General features: G+C 42.5%; 17 protein-coding genes and 1 riboswitch. Of the genes, 16 read left to right on the top strand and 1 reads right to left on the bottom strand.

The features are described from left to right. The first annotated feature begins 4 nt into the window (after positions 1–4). The 15 genes from B5X77_RS19645 (at position 5) to B5X77_RS19575 (ending at position 15,716) form a co-directional block, all read left to right on the top strand. Complete coding sequence (locus B5X77_RS19645) at positions 5–424, top strand: hypothetical protein (protein ID WP_079509610.1); 420 nt, start codon at positions 5–7, stop codon at positions 422–424. 101 nt (positions 425–525) lie between these two features. Then, a complete protein-coding gene (locus tag B5X77_RS19640; protein WP_079509609.1) occupies positions 526–1,014 on the top strand; it encodes a YpuI family protein in 489 nt (162 codons plus the stop codon). A 388-nt stretch (positions 1,015–1,402) separates the two neighbouring features. Beyond that, positions 1,403–2,542, top strand: a complete 1,140-nt coding sequence (locus B5X77_RS19635) for a D-alanyl-D-alanine carboxypeptidase family protein (RefSeq protein ID WP_079510316.1) — start codon at positions 1,403–1,405, stop codon at positions 2,540–2,542. Continuing rightward, on the top strand, positions 2,535–3,122 hold the full coding sequence (locus B5X77_RS19630) for a nucleoside recognition domain-containing protein (RefSeq protein ID WP_079509608.1): 588 nt from the start codon (positions 2,535–2,537) through the stop codon (positions 3,120–3,122). Before B5X77_RS19635 ends, B5X77_RS19630 begins: the two co-directional genes overlap by 8 nt. A gap of 6 nt (positions 3,123–3,128) precedes the next feature. Continuing rightward, a complete protein-coding gene (locus tag B5X77_RS19625; RefSeq protein ID WP_079509607.1) occupies positions 3,129–3,662 on the top strand; it encodes a spore maturation protein in 534 nt (177 codons plus the stop codon). 229 nt (positions 3,663–3,891) lie between these two features. After that, positions 3,892–4,617, top strand: coding sequence for a 23S rRNA pseudouridine(2605) synthase RluB (gene rluB / locus B5X77_RS19620; protein ID WP_079509606.1), 726 nt, complete (start codon positions 3,892–3,894; stop codon positions 4,615–4,617). A gap of 63 nt (positions 4,618–4,680) precedes the next feature. Further along, the gene (gene resA / locus B5X77_RS19615; RefSeq protein WP_079509605.1) at positions 4,681–5,205 is read left to right on the top strand and encodes a thiol-disulfide oxidoreductase ResA; all 525 of its coding nucleotides are present in this window, start codon (positions 4,681–4,683) and stop codon (positions 5,203–5,205) included. A 25-nt stretch (positions 5,206–5,230) separates the two neighbouring features. Continuing rightward, positions 5,231–6,856, top strand: a complete 1,626-nt coding sequence (gene resB, locus B5X77_RS19610) for a cytochrome c biogenesis protein ResB (protein ID WP_079509604.1) — start codon at positions 5,231–5,233, stop codon at positions 6,854–6,856. Positions 6,857–6,868: 12 nt separating this feature from the next. Continuing rightward, complete coding sequence (gene ccsB / locus B5X77_RS19605) at positions 6,869–8,056, top strand: c-type cytochrome biogenesis protein CcsB (RefSeq protein WP_079509603.1); 1,188 nt, start codon at positions 6,869–6,871, stop codon at positions 8,054–8,056. Positions 8,057–8,168: 112 nt separating this feature from the next. Then, complete coding sequence (locus B5X77_RS19600; protein WP_079509602.1) at positions 8,169–8,885, top strand: response regulator transcription factor; 717 nt, start codon at positions 8,169–8,171, stop codon at positions 8,883–8,885. Next, positions 8,882–10,669 carry an ATP-binding protein gene (locus B5X77_RS19595; RefSeq protein ID WP_079509601.1) on the top strand — a complete coding sequence of 596 codons (1,788 nt, stop codon included), beginning with the start codon at positions 8,882–8,884 and terminating at the stop codon, positions 10,667–10,669. Before B5X77_RS19600 ends, B5X77_RS19595 begins: the two co-directional genes overlap by 4 nt. A 1,245-nt stretch (positions 10,670–11,914) precedes the next feature. After that, complete coding sequence (gene sigX / locus B5X77_RS19590; RefSeq protein ID WP_079509600.1) at positions 11,915–12,466, top strand: RNA polymerase sigma factor SigX; 552 nt, start codon at positions 11,915–11,917, stop codon at positions 12,464–12,466. Next, entirely contained in the window at positions 12,441–13,679 is a 1,239-nt protein-coding gene (locus tag B5X77_RS19585; protein WP_079509599.1) for a hypothetical protein, read from the top strand. The genes sigX and B5X77_RS19585 overlap by 26 nt, the downstream gene beginning before the upstream one ends. Before the next feature lie 212 nt (positions 13,680–13,891). Then, positions 13,892–14,836, top strand: coding sequence for a peptidoglycan DD-metalloendopeptidase family protein (locus B5X77_RS19580; RefSeq protein ID WP_079509598.1), 945 nt, complete (start codon positions 13,892–13,894; stop codon positions 14,834–14,836). 67 nt (positions 14,837–14,903) lie between these two features. Further along, entirely contained in the window at positions 14,904–15,716 is an 813-nt protein-coding gene (locus B5X77_RS19575; RefSeq protein ID WP_079509597.1) for a histidinol-phosphatase, read from the top strand. 67 nt (positions 15,717–15,783) lie between these two features. Here the strand turns inward: B5X77_RS19575 and serA are convergent, their stop codons facing one another. Then, complete coding sequence (gene serA, locus B5X77_RS19570) at positions 15,784–17,358, bottom strand: phosphoglycerate dehydrogenase (protein ID WP_079509596.1); 1,575 nt, start codon at positions 17,356–17,358, stop codon at positions 15,784–15,786. A 287-nt stretch (positions 17,359–17,645) separates the two neighbouring features. Beyond that, a riboswitch (FMN riboswitch) is annotated at positions 17,646–17,778 on the top strand. Between the two features lie 162 nt (positions 17,779–17,940). Here serA and B5X77_RS19565 point away from each other — a divergent pair. Continuing rightward, positions 17,941–18,522, top strand: a complete 582-nt coding sequence (locus B5X77_RS19565; protein WP_079509595.1) for an ECF transporter S component — start codon at positions 17,941–17,943, stop codon at positions 18,520–18,522. Positions 18,523–18,584 lie beyond the last annotated feature (62 nt).

Below are 18,584 nucleotides of genomic sequence, written 5' to 3'. Positions count from 1 at the left end.
TAACATGCTTATAAAGCAATGTGTTGGTTATGAACTTGAAAAAGAAAAATCGAACACCTCAGAGGATTTTTTCAACAGGAGTGAAGTTACTTTTGCAGAAGATGGCAAGGAGAAAACGCTGCATGTTTTATACGTCAGGTATTTCGATGAGCTTGTCGGGAATATTACTCCATTCACAGAAAACCCGGTCTTCAAAGCCGGCAATAAGGAAGTATACATGAAGGATCTGGTTGCACTTGCTGCACTTTTGAAAAATCCGGGATATCGACATCGCAAAAGGGTATATATAAATGAACAGAGAGAGTTCGCGGATATTTTCAAAGGGCTTGATTTCAGCAAGATTCCTGGAATCTATGAAGGTATTGATCAAAAAGGATCTTTTGAAGTGCGCTCTCCTTTAGATTATATTGTCCAGCCGGTATAAGATTTAGTTATTGAGTGTGTTGCTAAATGGGATTGCTATGGCGGGAATAAGCTTCACCTGCACAACAACAGACATGCTTAAAATCCAATGGGGGTGTCATTTTGGGGAATAGTATTGTTAAAACGCAAATTGAAGAAGTAAGGGAATTCCTATCAGGCACAGTTGTGACACTTGAAAGCTTTCTGAATGAAACGACTCTCGAAAGCCTTAAACAAGGACAGCCGTCGGATGAGGAATATTACAGGACGATCCTTTCAAGTCTCCGCAAGCTGGCGGTTTATTGTGAAGAAGGACTGGATGCGTGCAAGGTAATCCTTCAAGCGGAAACTTTTTCGAAACCTGCAGCAGAAAAGACATTATACCGAATCTACTATCAGTGCATCGAAGAATTCTTCTCTCCAAAAAATGATGCCTGGTATGAAGACAGCCGTTCTGCCTACACTGGCAGGAATGCAATCAAGTTCAGGCAGCCTGTCGCTGCTCAGCTAAGCGATCTGGTTGTCAGCCTGGAAAGCGGCTTTCAAAGAATCCGTGAAGAGCTTGAATATTATGAGACGGATTACCGGACAAAAATGCTCCAATCGAGATAATTCATCAAAGGAACAGCCTAAATTGGCTGTTCTTTTTTTGTAGTAAAAAAAGATGAAGCGGGATTCAAAGTAACGGCAAGAGTAGCCAGCCCAAAAGTAAAGGTAAACAAATATATGAGCCCGAACAGAGATGGATTTACCATGGAAGGAACGTAAATGAGGTTTTAGTAAAAGAACCGATACGGATTAGACTAAATGGGAAAGAATCATTGGTCCCGAAAGACGCCTAATCCGAAATGGTAACGCAAATTCTGCTTCAATCAATATATATAAGGGGGTTAAATATATTGGAAATATGATCATTGAGTTAAAACAATGCTTTTATGTCATAACATGCCTTGTCCAGCATAAACTTGTACAAACTGCCAAAGGAGACGAGGATCTATCAATGAAAAGGATTTGGATGAAATTATCAATGATCGTCACTCTGTTGATATACAGCATTCCTGGAACAGTGCAGGCTTCTGTTTCTGTAAGTGCCCGGAGCGCTATTTTAATAGAACAGGAATCTGGCAGGGTGTTATATGAAAAAGATGCGCACAGGGTCAGCAGAATCGCCAGTATTACGAAAATCATGACAGCGATCCTGGCAATAGAATCCGGAAAATTGGATGAGAAGGTAAAAGTCAGTGAGAGGGCAGTCCGGACAGAAGGATCTTCTTTGTATTTAAAGCCGGGTGAAAAAATCAGGCTTGAGGACCTGGTGTATGGCCTGATGCTTAGATCGGGGAATGATGCTGCTGTCGCTATCGCTGAACATGTGGGTGGCAGTTTGGACGGCTTTGTTTACATTATGAATGAAAAGGCGCAGGAAATTGGCATGGAAAATACACACTTTGCCAATCCGCATGGGTTGGATGACCACGAAAATCATGTTTCTACCGCTTATGACATGGCTATTTTGACCCGGTATGCGATGAAGGACGAGAGATACAAGAAGATAGCAGGAACAAAGATACACAGGGCGCCAAATCCGACAGAAACCTGGGACAGGGTATGGAAAAATAAGAACAGGCTCCTGACAGAAAAATACAAGCACAGTACAGGGGGGAAAACAGGGTATACAAAAAGGGCAAAAAGGACCCTGGTGTCAACAGCCAAGAAGGGTGACTTCGAATTGATAGCAGTTACGCTCAATGCTCCAGATGATTGGAATGATCATATACAGATGTTTGAAACAGCTTTTTCGAATTACGATATTGCGGAGATTCTCTCCAAAGGGAAAGTGGATGGAATAAAAGATTCTCAGTATAAAAACAAGATTTATCTAGATCATTCCTTTGTCTATCCGCTTACTGCTGAAGAGGAAGATCTGGTGAGAGTCGAATACAGGCTAAGTAAGCCGGGCAAGGATAAAAGGGATATACAGAATCAGCAGATTGCCGGCCGGGCAAATGTATTCCTGGAAGATCAGCAGATTGCCAGTTTGCCTGTTTATTATAAACAGGAAGCAAAAGAGAAAAAGTCATTTTTGGATTTATTTAAAAATATTTTCACCTCAATAGCAGGAGTCAAGGGTCATGGTTAATTATATCTGGGTTGTGATGATCTTAATTGGCCTTGGCTTTGCAATGGTGAATGGAACAATGACAGAAGTGAACGAAGCTGTTTTTACAGGTGCGAAGGAAGCAATCACTCTTAGTATCGGTTTGATCAGCATCCTTGTTTTCTGGCTCGGTATGATGCGGATTGCTGAGGATTCTGGCCTGCTGTCAAAGCTATCCAGTTTATTTAAGCCCTTTATATCCAAGTTGTTCCCGGAAGTTCCTTCTTCCCATCCTGCGATGGGCTATATCCTGTCAAATATGATAGCAAATATGTTCGGCCTTGGAAATGCAGCTACACCTCTGGGGATAAAGGCTATGGAAGAATTGAAGGATTTGAATGGCGGAAAAAATGAAGCCAGCCGGTCAATGATTACCTTTCTCGCGATCAATACTGCGAGCATCACCCTCATACCGACCACTGTCATAGCGATAAGGATGAATTATGATTCCTCCAATCCTACTGATATAGTCGGTCCGACTCTCGTTGCAACTGCGGTTTCTGCTGTAGCTGCGATTCTGATTGACCGGTTCTTTTACTATAGAAGAAGCAAAAAGGGGTAAATCAAAATGGAAATTGTATCTGCGTTATCGCTATGGTTCATCCCTGTCTTGATCGCTTTTATCCTTATATATGGAACATATAAAAAAGTCCCAACCTATGAGAGTTTTGTAGAAGGAGGCAAGGAAGGGATAAAAATGGCTGTGTCCATCATGCCGTTCCTGGTAGGGATGATGGTTGCGATTGCGGTCTTCAGGGCATCTGGTGCACTTGATGTCATGGTGAACTGGATTCGTCCCGGACTTGAGATGATTGGCATTCCTGCTGAAGTCGTTCCGCTTGCACTGATCAGGCCGATTTCAGGCACAGCTGCACTAGGAATTACAAGTGATCTGATTAGTATTCATGGTCCAGACTCTTTTATTGGTACTCTTGCTGCTACACTGCAGGGCAGTACCGACACCACCTTCTATGTCCTTACGGTTTATTTCGGGGCTGTCGGAATTAAAAAAATGGGTGACGCACTTAAAGTCGGCCTTCTTGCTGATGCAGTAGCAATCATTACAGCGATTATTGTTGTAACGTTCATGTTTTCAAAATAGGAAGATACCTTCTATGGGTATCTTCTTTTTTAGTTTTAAAGTACGATCTATAAACTGCAGGTGAACTTAGCGAAACTATGTTAATGAAGTATTAACATTCTCTATTTATTTTTCGCTTTTTCCACCATTGCTTACTTTGAAATCAGAGAAAGTTATGTCATAATTCATAAGGGTGGATTAGATAATTATATAAACTGTTGTTAATTGATATTAATTAGGAGTGACCTTCATGGAAAGACTGCAAAAAGTGATTGCTCATGCAGGTATAGCATCGAGAAGAAAAGCCGAGGAAATGATACTCGAAGGCAGAGTTAAGGTAAATGGCAGTGTAGTCAAAGAACTTGGCCGCAAAGTGACACCCTCTGATAAAGTCGAAGTGGATGGAATACAGATTGAAGGTGAAGAGCCAGTTTACTTCTTGTTCTATAAACCTCGTGGAGTCATTTCAAGTGTACAGGATGAAAAGGGACGCAAAGTGGTTACAGACTTTTTCCAGACAATTGAACAGCGCATTTATCCTGTAGGGCGCCTGGATTATGATACTTCGGGACTGCTTTTGCTGACAAATGACGGGGAATTTGCGAATTTGCTCATGCATCCCAGCAATGAAATCGACAAAGTATATGTTGCCAAGGTAAAAGGGATTCCGTCGAAAGAAAAACTGACCACTCTGGCACGAGGCGTCATGCTCGAGGACGGGAAAACAGCGCCGGCCAAAACCAAGATGCTCAGTGTGGATAAAAAGAAAGATACGGCGATTGTTGAAATCACCATTCATGAGGGACGGAATAGGCAGGTCAGAAGGATGTTTGAGGCAATTGGCCATCCTGTAATGAAACTGAAGCGGGAGAAATATGGTTTCCTGACATTGAATGGATTAAGGACTGGGGAAATCAGGGAGCTCACACATCACGAGGTAAAGCAGCTTCGCGTCCTTGCTATGAAAAAATCATAGAGATCACCATTGTTATAGTGGAAATGATATAATAAGGGAGAAATACGGTGGGAGGTTTAGGGAATGAAGCAAAAACGACTGATCACTCGAACAATTATTCTCGCGGTAATGGCTATTGCTGTTGGCTATACTTTATATGCCAACATGAACAAGGATAAAAACCATAAAATCGAGGTTGGTAAACCAGCTCCTGATTTTGTCCTTGTTGATATGGAGGGAAATAAGCATAGGCTCTCGGAATATAAGGGGCAAGGAGTTTTCCTGAATTTTTGGGCAACCTGGTGCAAGCCATGTGAGAGGGAAATGCCTTATATAGAAAATCAGTACCAGCAATTCAAGGATCAGGGAGTTCAGGTACTTGCGGTTGATTCAGGTGAATCAGAGCTAGTTGTCAATAAGTTTGTGGAGCGGAAAGGCATGACATTCCCTGTCATGATTGACAAGGATGGACAGGTTCAGACGGCCTATGGCATCAACCCGCTTCCAATCACTTTTCTGATTGACAAAGAAGGCAAGGTAGTGAAAAGCCATACCGGAGAATTAACTGAAAAAACAATCCGTGAATTCATGGAACAGATTAAACCTTAAGTAAGGGGAACAGGGAGTTTTTACTATGAACGAAGTAAAATGTGAGTGCGGCCATGTAAATCCGCAGGGGACAGTCCTATGTGAATCTTGCGGAAGAATACTGGAAGAAAGAGAGAAAGAAAAGCAGCTTCTTGATATGCGGTATGAGGGAAGTGCCCGCCGATCACAAACTTATAATAAGACGATAATCGATAAAATTTGGAATTTCTTTTCCTCGGTGAAAGTTGGGGTATGGCTGATTGTCATCCTCTTGATCGCTTCCTCATTAGGGACAATTTTCCCGCAGGAAATGTACATTCCCCCGCTGATGCCTCCGGCGGAATACTATGAGGAACAATACGGTTGGCTGGGGAAACTTTATTATGATCTTGGATTTCACAATCTGTACAGCTCCTGGTGGTACCTGTTGCTGATTGCTGGGCTTGGAATTTCTCTTGTGATCGCCAGCCTGGACAGGGTGGTTCCTTTATACAGATCCCTTAAAAAACAAAGGGTTTCAAGACATGAGAGCTTTTTAAAGCGCCAGAGAATGTTCGGTGTTTCTGATGCAGCACTATCCGATGCAGATGCAGAGAAACTTAAAGAAAAATTAACGAAAAAGCGTTATCAGCTTCGGGAGGAAAATGGTGATATCCTTGCTGAGAAAAACCGATTTTCCCGATGGGGCCCATATGTAAACCACCTTGGTCTGATCATTTTTTTGATTGGCGGCATGCTCAGGTTTGTCCCTGGTATGTACGTAGATGAGATTCTTTGGCTCCGGGAAGGGGAAACAAAATCGATACCCGGCACGGAAGGCCGTTACTATCTTAAAAACAATCAATTTATCTTTGAAGTCTATGATAAAGATAAAGATGAGGAAGTTTTCCAGAATGCTATTGATAAGGCAGGAACAGTAGTTAAAAACTATCAAACCAATGCTACTCTGTATGAGAGACAGGGAGAAATTGTCCCCGGGGAAAAGCCTGAACTTGAAAAAATCCGGGATCAGGCAATCCAGGTAAACAAGCCATTGAAGGTTGATGGCTTTGCATTGTATCAGGTTGATTATAAGCTTGATGAAATGAGCAAGATGACATTCCAACTTGAGAACAAAAAGACAAAGAAACAATTTGGAGAAGTGGCGGTCGACTTATATGACCCTAAAACGAAGTATGATTTAGGGAATGGCTACAAAGTTGAAGTGATGAGCTATTTCCCTGATTTCGAGTTCAATGAAGATGGGGAGCCTGCGACCAAATCACGGATTCCGAACAATCCTGCATTCATTTTCAAAATGTTCAGCCCTGAAAAACCAGATGGAGAAGTCAGTTTCGTAGCCATCAGGCAGAATCTCGAACCTTTAGGGGAAAATGAGTATAAGATGACATTTGCAGGTATTGACACGAAGAATGTAACTGCCCTGACTGTCAGAAAAGACCTCACTTTGTGGCTCCTTGGACTCGGTGGACTGATTTTCATGATAGGCGTAATTCAGGGTTCCTACTGGAATCACCGTCGTATATGGTTAAGAAGAATGAACGGACAGGTTTTAACGGCTGCGCATACAAATAAAAACTGGCATGGTTTGAAAAGGGAGCTGGAAGAGGTCTTTTCCGATTCAGCAATAGCAGCTCCGGAGGACCAGCTAGCAGAAGAAAAGAAGGAATAAGGAGGGAGAACGATGGTTGAATTAAGCTCAAACTTCCTGTTTGCTGCTTTTATCCTCTATCTTGTTGGTATTTTATTTTTTGGGGGAGCAATCAAGGATAAAAGGCATGCTGACAAAAAAAATGCACCAAACAAATGGGCCAATATTGGAATTACTGTCACTATAGCAGGTTTTTTGTCCCAGTTGACATTTTTCATCTTAAGATGGATTGCTTCCGGACATGCACCGGTCAGCAATCTATTCGAATTTACGACTTTCTTTGGAATGTCCCTGGTAGGCGCCTTTATCATCATTTATTTCATGTATAAAACACCATTGCTGGGCTTGTTCACATTGCCAGTAGCAGCTTTGATCATTGCTTATGGAAGCATGTTCCCTAGGGAAGTGACACCTTTGATTCCAGCATTGCAAAGTTACTGGCTCCATATCCACGTAACCACTACTGCGATTGGACAGGCAATCCTGGCAGTCAGTTTCGCTGCTGGACTGATTTATCTTGTAAGAAGTGTTGATCAATCGAAAAAAAGCAAAAGTACCTTATGGCTGGAAGTTGTTTTATTTGGACTGATCAGTACGCTCGGCTTCATATTTGTTTCAAGTTACTTTGCAGCAACAGATTATTCAGCTAATTTCAATTACGTAAACAAGGAAGGGCAGCCTGCGACAGAGGAATATACTATTCCTGCTTTAGTAGGGCCGCATCAGTTTGAATTGACTGATAAGGATCGCCTGGAACCATTATTTGAGACACCAGCCATCATAAGTGCCAAGAAATTAAACACGGTTATTTGGTCACTCGCTGCGGGTATAGTATTATATGCTTTAATAAGGCTTATCCTGCGCAAGCGAGTTGCAGCAGCCCTGCAGCCGTGGACGAAGAATATCAATATGGATCTTGTCGATGAAATCGGCTATCGTTCTGTCTTGATCGGTTTTCCGGTGTTTACGCTTGGAGGTCTGATCTTTGCGATGATTTGGGCCCAGATTGCCTGGACTCGTTTCTGGGGCTGGGATCCGAAGGAAGTTTGGGCATTGATCACTTGGCTGTTCTATGCAGCGTTCCTTCATTTACGCCTTTCAAAAGGATGGCATGGAGAAAAGTCTGCATGGCTGGCCGTAATTGGTTTTATTATCATTATGTTCAATCTTGTAGCGGTTAACCTTGTTATCGCAGGCCTGCATTCTTATGCAGGATCCTGATATGTGTCAAATTAATGACAGCCTTCACTGTTTTAAGTGAAGGCCTTTTTTAAAAAAGCATGGAAAGAAGACTCTTGTTTATGTAAAATAATCGCAGGGAGGGATATACCTAATGGAAAAAGAAGTGAAGATTTTAGTAGTGGATGATGAAGAAAGAATCAGAAGATTATTGAAGATGTATCTTGAAAGAGAGAACTATATAATTGATGAAGCAGAAGACGGAAATGAAGCTCTGGCGAAGTCGCTTGCAAACGATTACGACGTCATCCTGCTTGATTTGATGATGCCGGGGAAAGACGGAATCGAGGTTTGCCGTGACCTTCGTGAAAAGAAGTCAACTCCTGTCATCATGCTTACAGCTAAAGGTGAGGAAGTGAACAGGGTACAGGGATTTGAGGTTGGAACAGATGATTACATCGTTAAACCTTTCAGCCCGCGTGAGGTTGTTTTGCGTGTCAAGGCGATGCTCCGACGTTCTTCGAGCACCAGCTACCTGCAGACTGAAACGACTGCAAAAGATGTGATTGTTTTCCCTCATTTAACCATTGATAATGATGCCCATAGGGTTTTAGCAGATGGCAAAGAGGTAAGCTTGACTCCTAAGGAATATGAATTGCTCTATTTCCTTGCAAAAGCTCCGGATAAAGTTTTTGACAGGGAGCAATTATTGAAGGAAGTATGGCATTATGAATTTTTTGGTGATTTGCGTACAGTAGATACTCATGTAAAAAGATTGCGCGAGAAACTGAATAAAGTTTCAGAACAGGCTGCTAAAATGATTGTTACAGTCTGGGGGGTTGGCTACAAGTTTGAGGTAGTCAATGAATGATGTTTTGGCGAAGCGTAGTAGGTAAGCTGTGGATTACCATCCTTCTGCTCGTTTCTTTTGTCTTGTTCATCCTGACAGTCATGCTGATGGAGTTCTTTGAAAACTATCATATTAATGAAACAAGAAAAGAAATGACCAATACGGCTGAAAAGATTGCCGGGGTACTGGAAGATCACCCTGGCAATGAAGAAGAGCTGGGCCTTGAGATTGCTTGGGAAATGGTCGATGACAATTCAAGAGTAACGGTGATCAGGGATGAAAATACATATTTTTATTCCCCAGACAGCGAAAAAGCAACTCATGTACCAGTTTCTTTTTTTACCAAAGATGATGATCTATCGGAAGTCTTTGAAAAGGACAAGAAGGTAGACATTATTACAGAATTGCCTGGTGTATCTAGCAAGGTGGATGATACCCGGTACTTGATGATTGGGGTTCCCCTGCACCAATATGATAAGGGAAATGGCGCTGTCTTTATTTATCAGTCCTTAGCGGTCATGGAAGAAACAACGCGGCTGACAACGAAGTTCATCCTGCTGGCTGCAGGTGTAGCGATTGTCCTGACAACGATCTTTGCTTTCTTCCTGTCAACAAGGATTACGTCCCCGTTAAGAAAAATGAGGGAAGCCGCCTTTGAAGTTGCCAGAGGGAAGTTTGATACGAAGGTGCCAATCCTGACGCATGATGAAATTGGTGAATTGGCAACCGCCTTCAATCAAATGGGCCGGCAGCTGAAATTCAATATGAACGCCTTAAGCCAGGAAAAAGAACAACTGACAAGCATCCTTAGCAGTATGGCAGACGGAGTTATCACGTTTAATCGTGATGGAACGATCCTGATTACAAATCCTCCTGCTGAAGTATTCCTGAGGTATTGGTATTACGAGCAGGGACTTGTCTCAGAAAATACAGATGCTGTACCCTCTGAAGTCATGGAATTGTTCCAGCTGGCGGTCAATACGGAGAAAGAACAGGTTGGCGAAATCACCGCCCAGGGAAGGACATGGGTGATTATTGTCAGCCCGCTTTATAATAAAAGATTTATCCGTGGAGCTGTAGCTGTAGTAAGGGACATGACCGAAGAGAGAAAGCTTGATAAAATGAGGGAAGATTTTATCGCGAATGTTTCACATGAACTGCGGACACCTATTTCAATGATGCAGGGTTACAGTGAGGCCATCGTCGATGATATCGCCCAGACAGATGAAGAGAAGAAGGAAATGGCAAGGGTCATTTATGATGAATCGTTAAGAATGGGCCGTCTTGTCAATGAACTCCTAGATCTGGCTCGCATGGAAGCTGGCCATATTCTGCTTAATGTAGAATCGGTCGAATTGGAACAATACGTAAACAGGGTGATACGAAAGTTTCATGGTCTGGCAAAGGAAAAAGGAATTGATCTGTCAATGCAGCTGGATACAGAAGAACGGGATTTTCGCTTTGACCCCGACCGAATCGAGCAAGTATTGACCAATTTAATCGATAATGCGATCAGGCATGTACCAGATTCGGCTCAAGTGGAAATCAAAGTTAGAACCGACGAACGAGGATTGTATATTGAAGTCAGCGACCAGGGACCAGGAATTCCAGAAGAAGACTTGCCGTTCCTGTTTGAACGCTTTTACAAAGGAGATAAGTCGAGGACTCGCGGAGTTTCCGGCACAGGCCTTGGACTGGCTATCGCGAAGAACATCATCGACGCACATCGAGGAATTATCTCTGTAAAAAGCAAACTAGGACAGGGTACGACATTTTCCTTTTTTATCCCTCGAAATAATGAATAACTTGCCGACTATTCTTGATTCACGAGGAACATTGAATGTCGCATATAAGAGGCTGCACCCAATCTTATCAGATTTGGACAGCTTTTTTTTTGCCAATTAGCGAAGAACGGCACCCTTATGTGACTGGACTGGCAGGCATAAGGTTCCGTTTAGCCGGGAACGGCACCCTTATGAGTCTGGACTGGCAAGGATAAGGTTCCATTTAGCCGGGAACGGCACCCTTATGTGACGGGAATGGCAGGGATAAGGTTCCATTTAGCGAAGAACGGCACCCTTATGTGACGGAACTGGCAAGGATAAGGTTCCATTTAGCCGGGAACGGCACCCTTATATGACTGGACTGGCAGGGATAAGATTCCATTTAGCCGGGAACGGCACCCTTATGAGTCTGGACTGGCAAGGATAAGGATCCATTTAGCCGGGAACGGCACCCTTATGAGTCTGGACTGGCAAGGATAAGGTTCCATTTAGCCGGGAACGGCACCCTTATATGACTGAACTGGCAAGGATAAGGATCCATTTAGCCGGGAACGGCACCCTTATGAGTCTGGACTGGCAAGGATAAGGATCCATTTAGCCGGGAACGGCACCCTTATGAGTCTGGACTGGCAAGGATAAGGATCCATTTAGCCGGGAACGGCACCCTTATGTGACTGAACTGGCAAGGATAAGGTTCCATTTAGCCGGGAACGGCACCCTTATATGACTGGACTGGCAAGGATAAGGATCCATTTAGCCGGGAACGGCACCCTTATGTGACGGAACTGGCAAGGATAAGGTTCCATTTAGCCGGGAACGGCACCCTTATATGACTGGACTGGCAGGGATAAGATTCCATTTAGCCGGGAACGGCACCCTTATGAGTCTGGACTGGCAAGGATAAGGATCCATTTAGCCGGGAACGGCACCCTTATGAGTCTGGACTGGCAAGGATAAGGTTCCATTTAGCCGGGAACGGCACCCTTATGTGACGGGAATGGCAGGGATAAGGTTCCATTTAGCGAACAACGGTACACTTATGCCTCTGTACTGCAAACATTTTAGTGCATGATTAGGCTTTGACAGACAGTAACAAAAAAATCCTGAAAAAGCCATGATTCGATTGAACACAATATAACCCGGAGTTTATCATTTATTTTGTCCCCGAAAAACCCTTTCTTTTCCAATCCAAAAATAATATAGTTAATATGAAACTTTCATATCGGATTTACGACTAATCTAATGAATACGGAGGCGAAAAGACCTATGAACTCCGTTTTTGATGAATTGTATCAAAAATATCATCATGACGTTTTTCAATTTTTATTCTATATGGTAAAAAGCAGGGAACTGGCAGAGGATCTTGTTCAGGAAGTATATATTCGTGTTCTCAAGGCTTACGATAGGTTCGAGGGAAAAAGCAGTGAAAAAACATGGCTTTTTTCGATTGCAAAGAATGTCGCGATTGACCATTTTCGCAAACAGAAGGGCTGGAAGCAGCGCCTACTTGAAACCTTTGATATGTCAGTTCGACAGGTAAGGGATGACCAGCCTCTGCCGGAGGAGATGGCTCTTCAGAGTGAAGAGATTCAAATGATGTACAAGTGCCTGGATCAATGCACTGTCGACCAGCGAATGGTAATCATTATGCGCTATATTCATGAATTGACGATTTCCGAGACTGCTGAGGCTTTATCGTGGACGGACAGCAAGGTAAAAACAACTCAGCACCGTGCTTTAAAGACACTAAAAAAGCTTATGGAAGAAATGATTGAAAAGGAAGGGATGACTAGTGAAAAAGTCACAGCTAAGCGATAAGCAGCTAGAAGATATCCTCGGCCAAATGCCCAAGGTAAGAGATCATCGCGACTCTCGTGACATTTATCAAAATATTGCCCATAGGGTTGAAAAAAGAAGAAAAATGCCGGCATGGGTCATTCCAGGTGCTGCACTAGCAGCTGTGCTCTTCCTTGCCTTTATCCTTTCTCCAGAACTGATGGGTGTTAACCACTCCGCAGATAAGAGCATTGAAAGCAACTCTGCTTCTGGTGCCAAATCATCCATGGAGGGAGATACATCTGTCAGGGATGATTCGGCAAATAAAAGTGCTCCGAAGCAGGATCAGACCTTTACGGCAGATTCAGCAGAAGGTGAGGAAAAAAAGGCTAAAGAATTTGCCGCTATGGATAAAGTAAGTACCTATGAGGATCTGATTTCTTTATATCCAGATGAGGTGGATACAGATCATTCAGAAATCCTGACTTATGCCATTCCTGATAAGCAGGCCATGACGGTTGTTCCAGTTACAGTAACTGCACAGAAAGAAGAAGGGAAAACCTGGATAGAAAGCTATACGGATACAATGCCTAAGTTAATGGAAGATGATTGGGGATTAGCGGAGTATTATCCTATGGATGCTTCCTGGAGCTATGACCAATCGACGAAAACATTAACTTTGGACGTAAAACAAGATCATCCATACAGAAATGGGAGTGCACCAAACATAATCTTTGTCGATTCGATGACAAAAAATTTTTCGGGTACAGGCATTGAAAAATTGTTGTTGACGACAGAGGGTGAACAGGGGATTGATCTTGGCAACTATGGCCAAATGGAGGAGCTTCCAATCAATTCGCAAAGTACAAAGAGAAGGGCTTACTTGTTTCTAGATGTTGAAGGCAAGCAAAATCCATACCTGGTCCCAACCACAGAGCAGCATAAAACAATTGGTGAAGCTTTTGCCCAGATGTGGACAGGGGATGAGACAGGATATCTATCACCTTCTCTTCCAGGAGGTTTCAAGCTCGCAAAAACGGAACAAAAAGATAAAGTCCTGGAAATCACTTTAACTGATGATACAACACTTGATGAAGGTTTCATGCCGAATCTCGAGGCAATCTTGATGACGGCAAGTGAGTTTGATTACACTGGTGTCAAGTTTACAAATGCGAACATTGACCAGCTGGGACCTTTCAATCTGACTGAAGTCCTCCCACTGCCACTGGCTCCAAATAAGAAAAACATTGATTAGAAGAAAGGCCAATAGGTCTTTCTTTTTTTTGTGGATTGGAGAAATGAAATATCTAGGCATCAATAAATTTTCCTTCTTTTGCATAAAAAAGCAGTTTCCCACCAATTATAACGAATGTGCTTTTTTAGCTGCTGCTTTTCCACCCTGCAGTTCTATTTTTGTACAGGTTGTCATAGGGATGGAAAGGGAGTAAAAAGTTAAGGAGGAAGAAAATGCAGGATTATATAAAGCGATTGCTCATTGCTGGGTTAATGGCACTCTGTATCAGCTTGCTATTTCTTGGTGGAAAGCACTCTCAGGCAGAAATGCTCGATATACCAGAATTGACTTCAGACTGGGTTTGGCCAGCGGAAGGGATCATTACGGATCTTTACGGAACACGGCATGGTCACCATAAAGGTATTGACATTGCAGGTGAATACAAAACACCTATACATAGTGTGGATAATGGTATCGTAACAAAATCATATTACTCGGGGTCATACGGACATGTGGTATTCATTAAGCATGAAAATAATCTGGAAACGGTATATGCGCATTTGAATAAAAGGAATGTTGAAGAAGGACATGCCGTCAAGCAGGGAGATATCATCGGTTTTATGGGCAATACAGGGGATTCTTCAGGCGTCCATCTCCATTTTGAAATCCATAAGGAGAAATGGACATATGAGAAGGAGAATGCTATCGATCCTGTTTTGGCACTAGGGGAAGCTTCTGTGGGACAGCCAGTCGTGGCTATGGCGAAAGTTGATGAAGTAACAATGGAAACAATTGCGAAGCTTCGATTGTCGGATGATATTGCGATTGAAGATCGACATGGAAATGCTAAATCTGCTGTAAAAGCAGCGGAGAATAGTGGTCATAATTCTGAATTGAAACATACTGTCAAATCAGGAGAGACGCTTTGGTCCATAGCGAAGAGATATAATACCTCTGTTGATGTAATCAAGCAAAAGAATAAGATGACAAATAACCAAATATCAAGCGGCTCTGTTTTAATCATTGAAAATTCTGATGAAAATAAATATGTAGTTGTATCAGGAGACACCTTGAATTCGATTGCAAAGAAGACACAGACAACTGTCGGCCAGTTGAAAGCTTTGAACAATTTGTCATCGGATACAATCCAGCCTCAGCAAATATTGGTCACTCGATAATCAAATCCTTGTTCCCGCCATGACTTGAAAGTATAATGGGGAAAACGGTCAAAAGGGGATGGGGACGATGCTGACGGATTATCATAATCACCTGGAAAGAGGCACTTTGACACTCGATTATTTGAAGCAATTTACTGATACAGCGAGGTCCAAGGGAATTCAGCAATTTGGGATATCGGAACATGCGTATCACTTTTATCAGACTGCAGATATTTTAAGGAATAGCTGGGTAGATGAACGCAGATTTTATGATATGGCCGACTATGTCCATCTTTTTGAAGATGCCTGGAGAAATGGGATCGATGTGAAGATGTCTATTGAGATGGATTATACTCCTGGAAAACATAAAGAAATGGAACAGTTTATCAAAAGCTACGATTTTGATTATTTGATAGGATCGATTCATTGGATCGGTGATTTTGGTATAGACCTTGCGGAATATCGCAAAGAATGGGATAAAAGAGATGTATACGAGGTATATACAAAATATTTTGACCAGGTAGTGACCCTCGCGCAATCAGATTTGTTTGATATTATTGGGCATATAGATCTTGTGAAAATATTTAATTATGTTCCTGAAGAGGAAAGTTTTCTTTTGGAACAGTATGATAGGGCAACGACAGCGCTTGCTCAATCAAGGACATGCGTGGAAATTAGTACAGCTGGCTTGCGGAAACCTACTCAGACTTTGTATCCGGATAAAAGGCTTTTACAAATGTGCTTTGATAAAAAAGTCCCGATCGTTTTATCATCCGATGCTCATGTTCCTGAACATGTAGGCGCTGATTTTGATCAGGCTCTTAAGCTTGCTAAAGAGGTTGGCTATAAGGAGATCATGACATTTTCAAAAGGGGAACGCAGAGCTTTTCCGTTGGGATAAAACAACAGCAGAGGAAATTGAAAAAACAGGCCCCCGATGAATGTTCAGCGTGGCCTGTTTTCTGTGCTTAAAGAATGATGCTGTTGAGTGTTACTATATCCTGCAGGGTACCTAGTTTTTCTATCATATCGGATGAAAGTGGCTTGTCAAATGAAAGGACCATTATGGCTTCGCCCCCAGCTTCTTTTCTGCCAACCTGCATGGTGGCAATGTTGACATTGTGGTCTCCAAGGATTTTCCCTACATGACCGATAACGCCAGGGCGGTCCATATGCTGGATATACAGCAGGTTACCTGATGGATGGAAATCAATATTAAATCCATCGAGATTGACAATACGGGCTCCATAGTTATCAATATATGTTCCCCTCACAGTAAAAGCTTCTCCATCTCCGCGGGCTGTGACGGTCATAGTGTTTGCATATCCAAACGAGTTACCGGTAACCTTTTCTCCGACCATGATTCCACGCTCTTTCGCGATATGGATCGCATTTACTTCATTCACTTTCACATCGATTCGATTTTCGAAAAATCCTGCCAGCAAGGATTTTGTCAGAAAGGAAGTTTCCAGATCTGCAGCAGAGCCTGAATAAGTCGCTGTAAGTTCACTGATACCTTTGTTATGGCATTCGGAAACAATCTTTCCCATTTCCTTTGCCAGCTGGTGGAACGGCTGTATTTTTTCATAGATCTCTTTAGACATGGCTGGAAGATTAATAGAGTTGGCAACCGGTTTATTTTCAAAAAATGTCCGGATTTCCCTTGCGACTTGTGTGGCAACATTCAATTGTGCTTCTTTTGTAGATGCACCAAGATGTGGTGTGACAATGACGGAATCGAATTTAAGTAAAGGGTGCTCCCCCGGAGGTTCTGCTTCGAATACGTCTAGGGCGGCACCGGCTACATGGCCGTTTTCGATAAAGTGGACTAAATCCATTTCGTCGATGATTCCGCCTCTGGCGCAATTTAGGAGATAGACGCCTTTTTTTGTCTGACTCAAGGTTTTTTCATTCAAGAGTCCTTTCGTTTCCTTCGTTAAAGGAGTGTGAACTGAAATGATATCCGCTTCCTGAAGCACATTTTCAAAAGTGGATAATTGTACACCTAAAACCTCTGCTCGTTCCTTCGTTAAAAAGGGATCGTGCACCTTCACGTTCATACCAAAAGCCCGCGCTCTTTTGGCCAGCTCTGAACCTATCCTTCCTAATCCGATTATTCCCAATGTTTTACTGTGGAGTTCATTTCCGATGAACAGGTTCCTTTTCCATTGCCCCTGTTTTACTGTTGAATGGGCCTGAGGAATATTCCGCATTAACGCAGCCATCATCGCAAAGGTATGTTCAGCAGTGGAAATTGTATTGCCATCCGGTGCATTTACGACCACAACGCCTCTTTTGGTAGCCTCAGCAATGTCGATATTATCGACTCCGACACCCGCCCGTCCAACGATTTTAAGAGATGGCATTCGGTCGAGGAGTTCAGCCGTCACCTTTGTGGCACTCCTTACTAACAGTGCTTCGATTTTCTCTAAATTGATACCGTCTGAATCAACTCCACCAATATGAACTTGAGCATCCTTCCACTCCAGTAAAGGCAGCAGGCCTTCCTCTTTAATTGAATCGGCAGCTAACACTTGAAACATCATCGCTCACTCCTTTATGTAAGTAACTATAATTTTCTGACTATTTTACAAGACGAATATTCCTTTGTCAATCGGGTTAAATGTTCATAAAAACAGTGAAAGCGCTCTCTTTATTGTTGTTTGCTGTAAAAATTCTCGGTAATTTACGAATTTTCATGTTTCTATTCTTGCATCATATTTAGGCTGGCAGAACAGGAATAAAATCTTGCTGACATTAATTCGTCACAAGCACACTTCTTCACAAATTTTCTTTTTTTCAGTATAATAAACCTGTTAAATTAAATATGGTCTATCTTCGGGGCAGGGTGAAATTCCCGATCGGCGGTAATGAGATTGATTCTCTAAGCCCGCGAGCCTGTAGAGGCAGGATTTGGTGCAATTCCAAAGCCGACAGTATAGTCTGGATGGGAGAAGATGGAGGTTCTGCAGGCGTTCAAAAAATGCAGGTTTTGAATGCTCATTCAGCATGCCTTTACACTTATCCCTCAAGAATGAAACTTGAGGGTTTTATTTGTATAGTGGTATGTGATTGCTGAATCTTTCTTCTTTATGTGAGATGGATCTCTATAAGGAGAGAGGATAATGAAAAAGTTTAGTGTCAAAGCAATGGTTTCAATTGGTATGTTAAGCAGTATTTCCTATGTGTTAATGCTGCTGAATTTTCCCATGCCGCCGTTCCCAAAATTCTTGATGGTCGATTTCAGCGATATTCCTGCATTGATTGCTGCATTGATCTTTGGTCCGGCAGCTGGTATTTTGGTAGAATTATTGAAAAACATGCTTGATTATTTCATGACTGGCAGTGAAACGGGAGTTCCAGTCGGCCATGCCGCCAACTTCGCCGCAGGAGTTCTTTTCATCTTGCCAACTTACTATATATATCAACGAGTAAAAACTAAAAAGGGAATGACATTTGCCCTTGTGGCAGGGACAGCCAGCATGGCAATCCTGATGAGTGTGCTTAACTACTATGTATTCCTGCCCGCGTACACAATGTTCCTCAATATGCCGGCAATGTCTGGACCGGAAACAAAACAGTTCATTGTAGCAGGTGTTCTTCCGTTCAACTTTGTTAAAGGTATAATGATGTCTTTAGTATTCATGCTGATATTCACGAGGATGAAAACATGGATTGAAAGGCAGCAGACATATAAGAGTGCCTAAATTCTTATAATTCATTTAAAAAGCAACGGCACCGTTGCTTTTTTGGTATTTGATCATAAAAA

Origin of the sequence: Mesobacillus jeotgali (assembly GCF_900166585.1) — a bacterium.
Classification (GTDB): domain Bacteria; phylum Bacillota; class Bacilli; order Bacillales; family Cytobacillaceae; genus Mesobacillus; species Mesobacillus jeotgali_A.
This window is presented reverse-complemented; position numbering and strand designations above follow the sequence as displayed.

Bases quoted from the DNA above. Each gene is read 5' to 3' on its own strand.
- B5X77_RS19645 (WP_079509610.1), top strand. From the start codon at position 5: ATGCTTATAAAGCAATGTGTTGGTTATGAACTTGAAAAAGAAAAATCG.
- B5X77_RS19635 (WP_079510316.1), top strand. From the start codon at position 1,403: ATGAAAAGGATTTGGATGAAATTATCAATGATCGTCACTCTGTTGATA.
- B5X77_RS19630 (WP_079509608.1), top strand. From the start codon at position 2,535: ATGGTTAATTATATCTGGGTTGTGATGATCTTAATTGGCCTTGGCTTT.
- B5X77_RS19625 (WP_079509607.1), top strand. From the start codon at position 3,129: ATGGAAATTGTATCTGCGTTATCGCTATGGTTCATCCCTGTCTTGATC.
- rluB (WP_079509606.1), top strand. From the start codon at position 3,892: ATGGAAAGACTGCAAAAAGTGATTGCTCATGCAGGTATAGCATCGAGA.
- resA (WP_079509605.1), top strand. From the start codon at position 4,681: ATGAAGCAAAAACGACTGATCACTCGAACAATTATTCTCGCGGTAATG.
- resB (WP_079509604.1), top strand. From the start codon at position 5,231: ATGAACGAAGTAAAATGTGAGTGCGGCCATGTAAATCCGCAGGGGACA.
- ccsB (WP_079509603.1), top strand. From the start codon at position 6,869: ATGGTTGAATTAAGCTCAAACTTCCTGTTTGCTGCTTTTATCCTCTAT.
- B5X77_RS19600 (WP_079509602.1), top strand. From the start codon at position 8,169: ATGGAAAAAGAAGTGAAGATTTTAGTAGTGGATGATGAAGAAAGAATC.
- B5X77_RS19595 (WP_079509601.1), top strand. From the start codon at position 8,882: ATGATGTTTTGGCGAAGCGTAGTAGGTAAGCTGTGGATTACCATCCTT.
- sigX (WP_079509600.1), top strand. From the start codon at position 11,915: ATGAACTCCGTTTTTGATGAATTGTATCAAAAATATCATCATGACGTT.
- B5X77_RS19580 (WP_079509598.1), top strand. From the start codon at position 13,892: ATGCAGGATTATATAAAGCGATTGCTCATTGCTGGGTTAATGGCACTC.
- B5X77_RS19575 (WP_079509597.1), top strand. From the start codon at position 14,904: ATGCTGACGGATTATCATAATCACCTGGAAAGAGGCACTTTGACACTC.
- serA (WP_079509596.1), bottom strand. From the start codon at position 17,358: ATGTTTCAAGTGTTAGCTGCCGATTCAATTAAAGAGGAAGGCCTGCTG.
- B5X77_RS19565 (WP_079509595.1), top strand. From the start codon at position 17,941: ATGAAAAAGTTTAGTGTCAAAGCAATGGTTTCAATTGGTATGTTAAGC.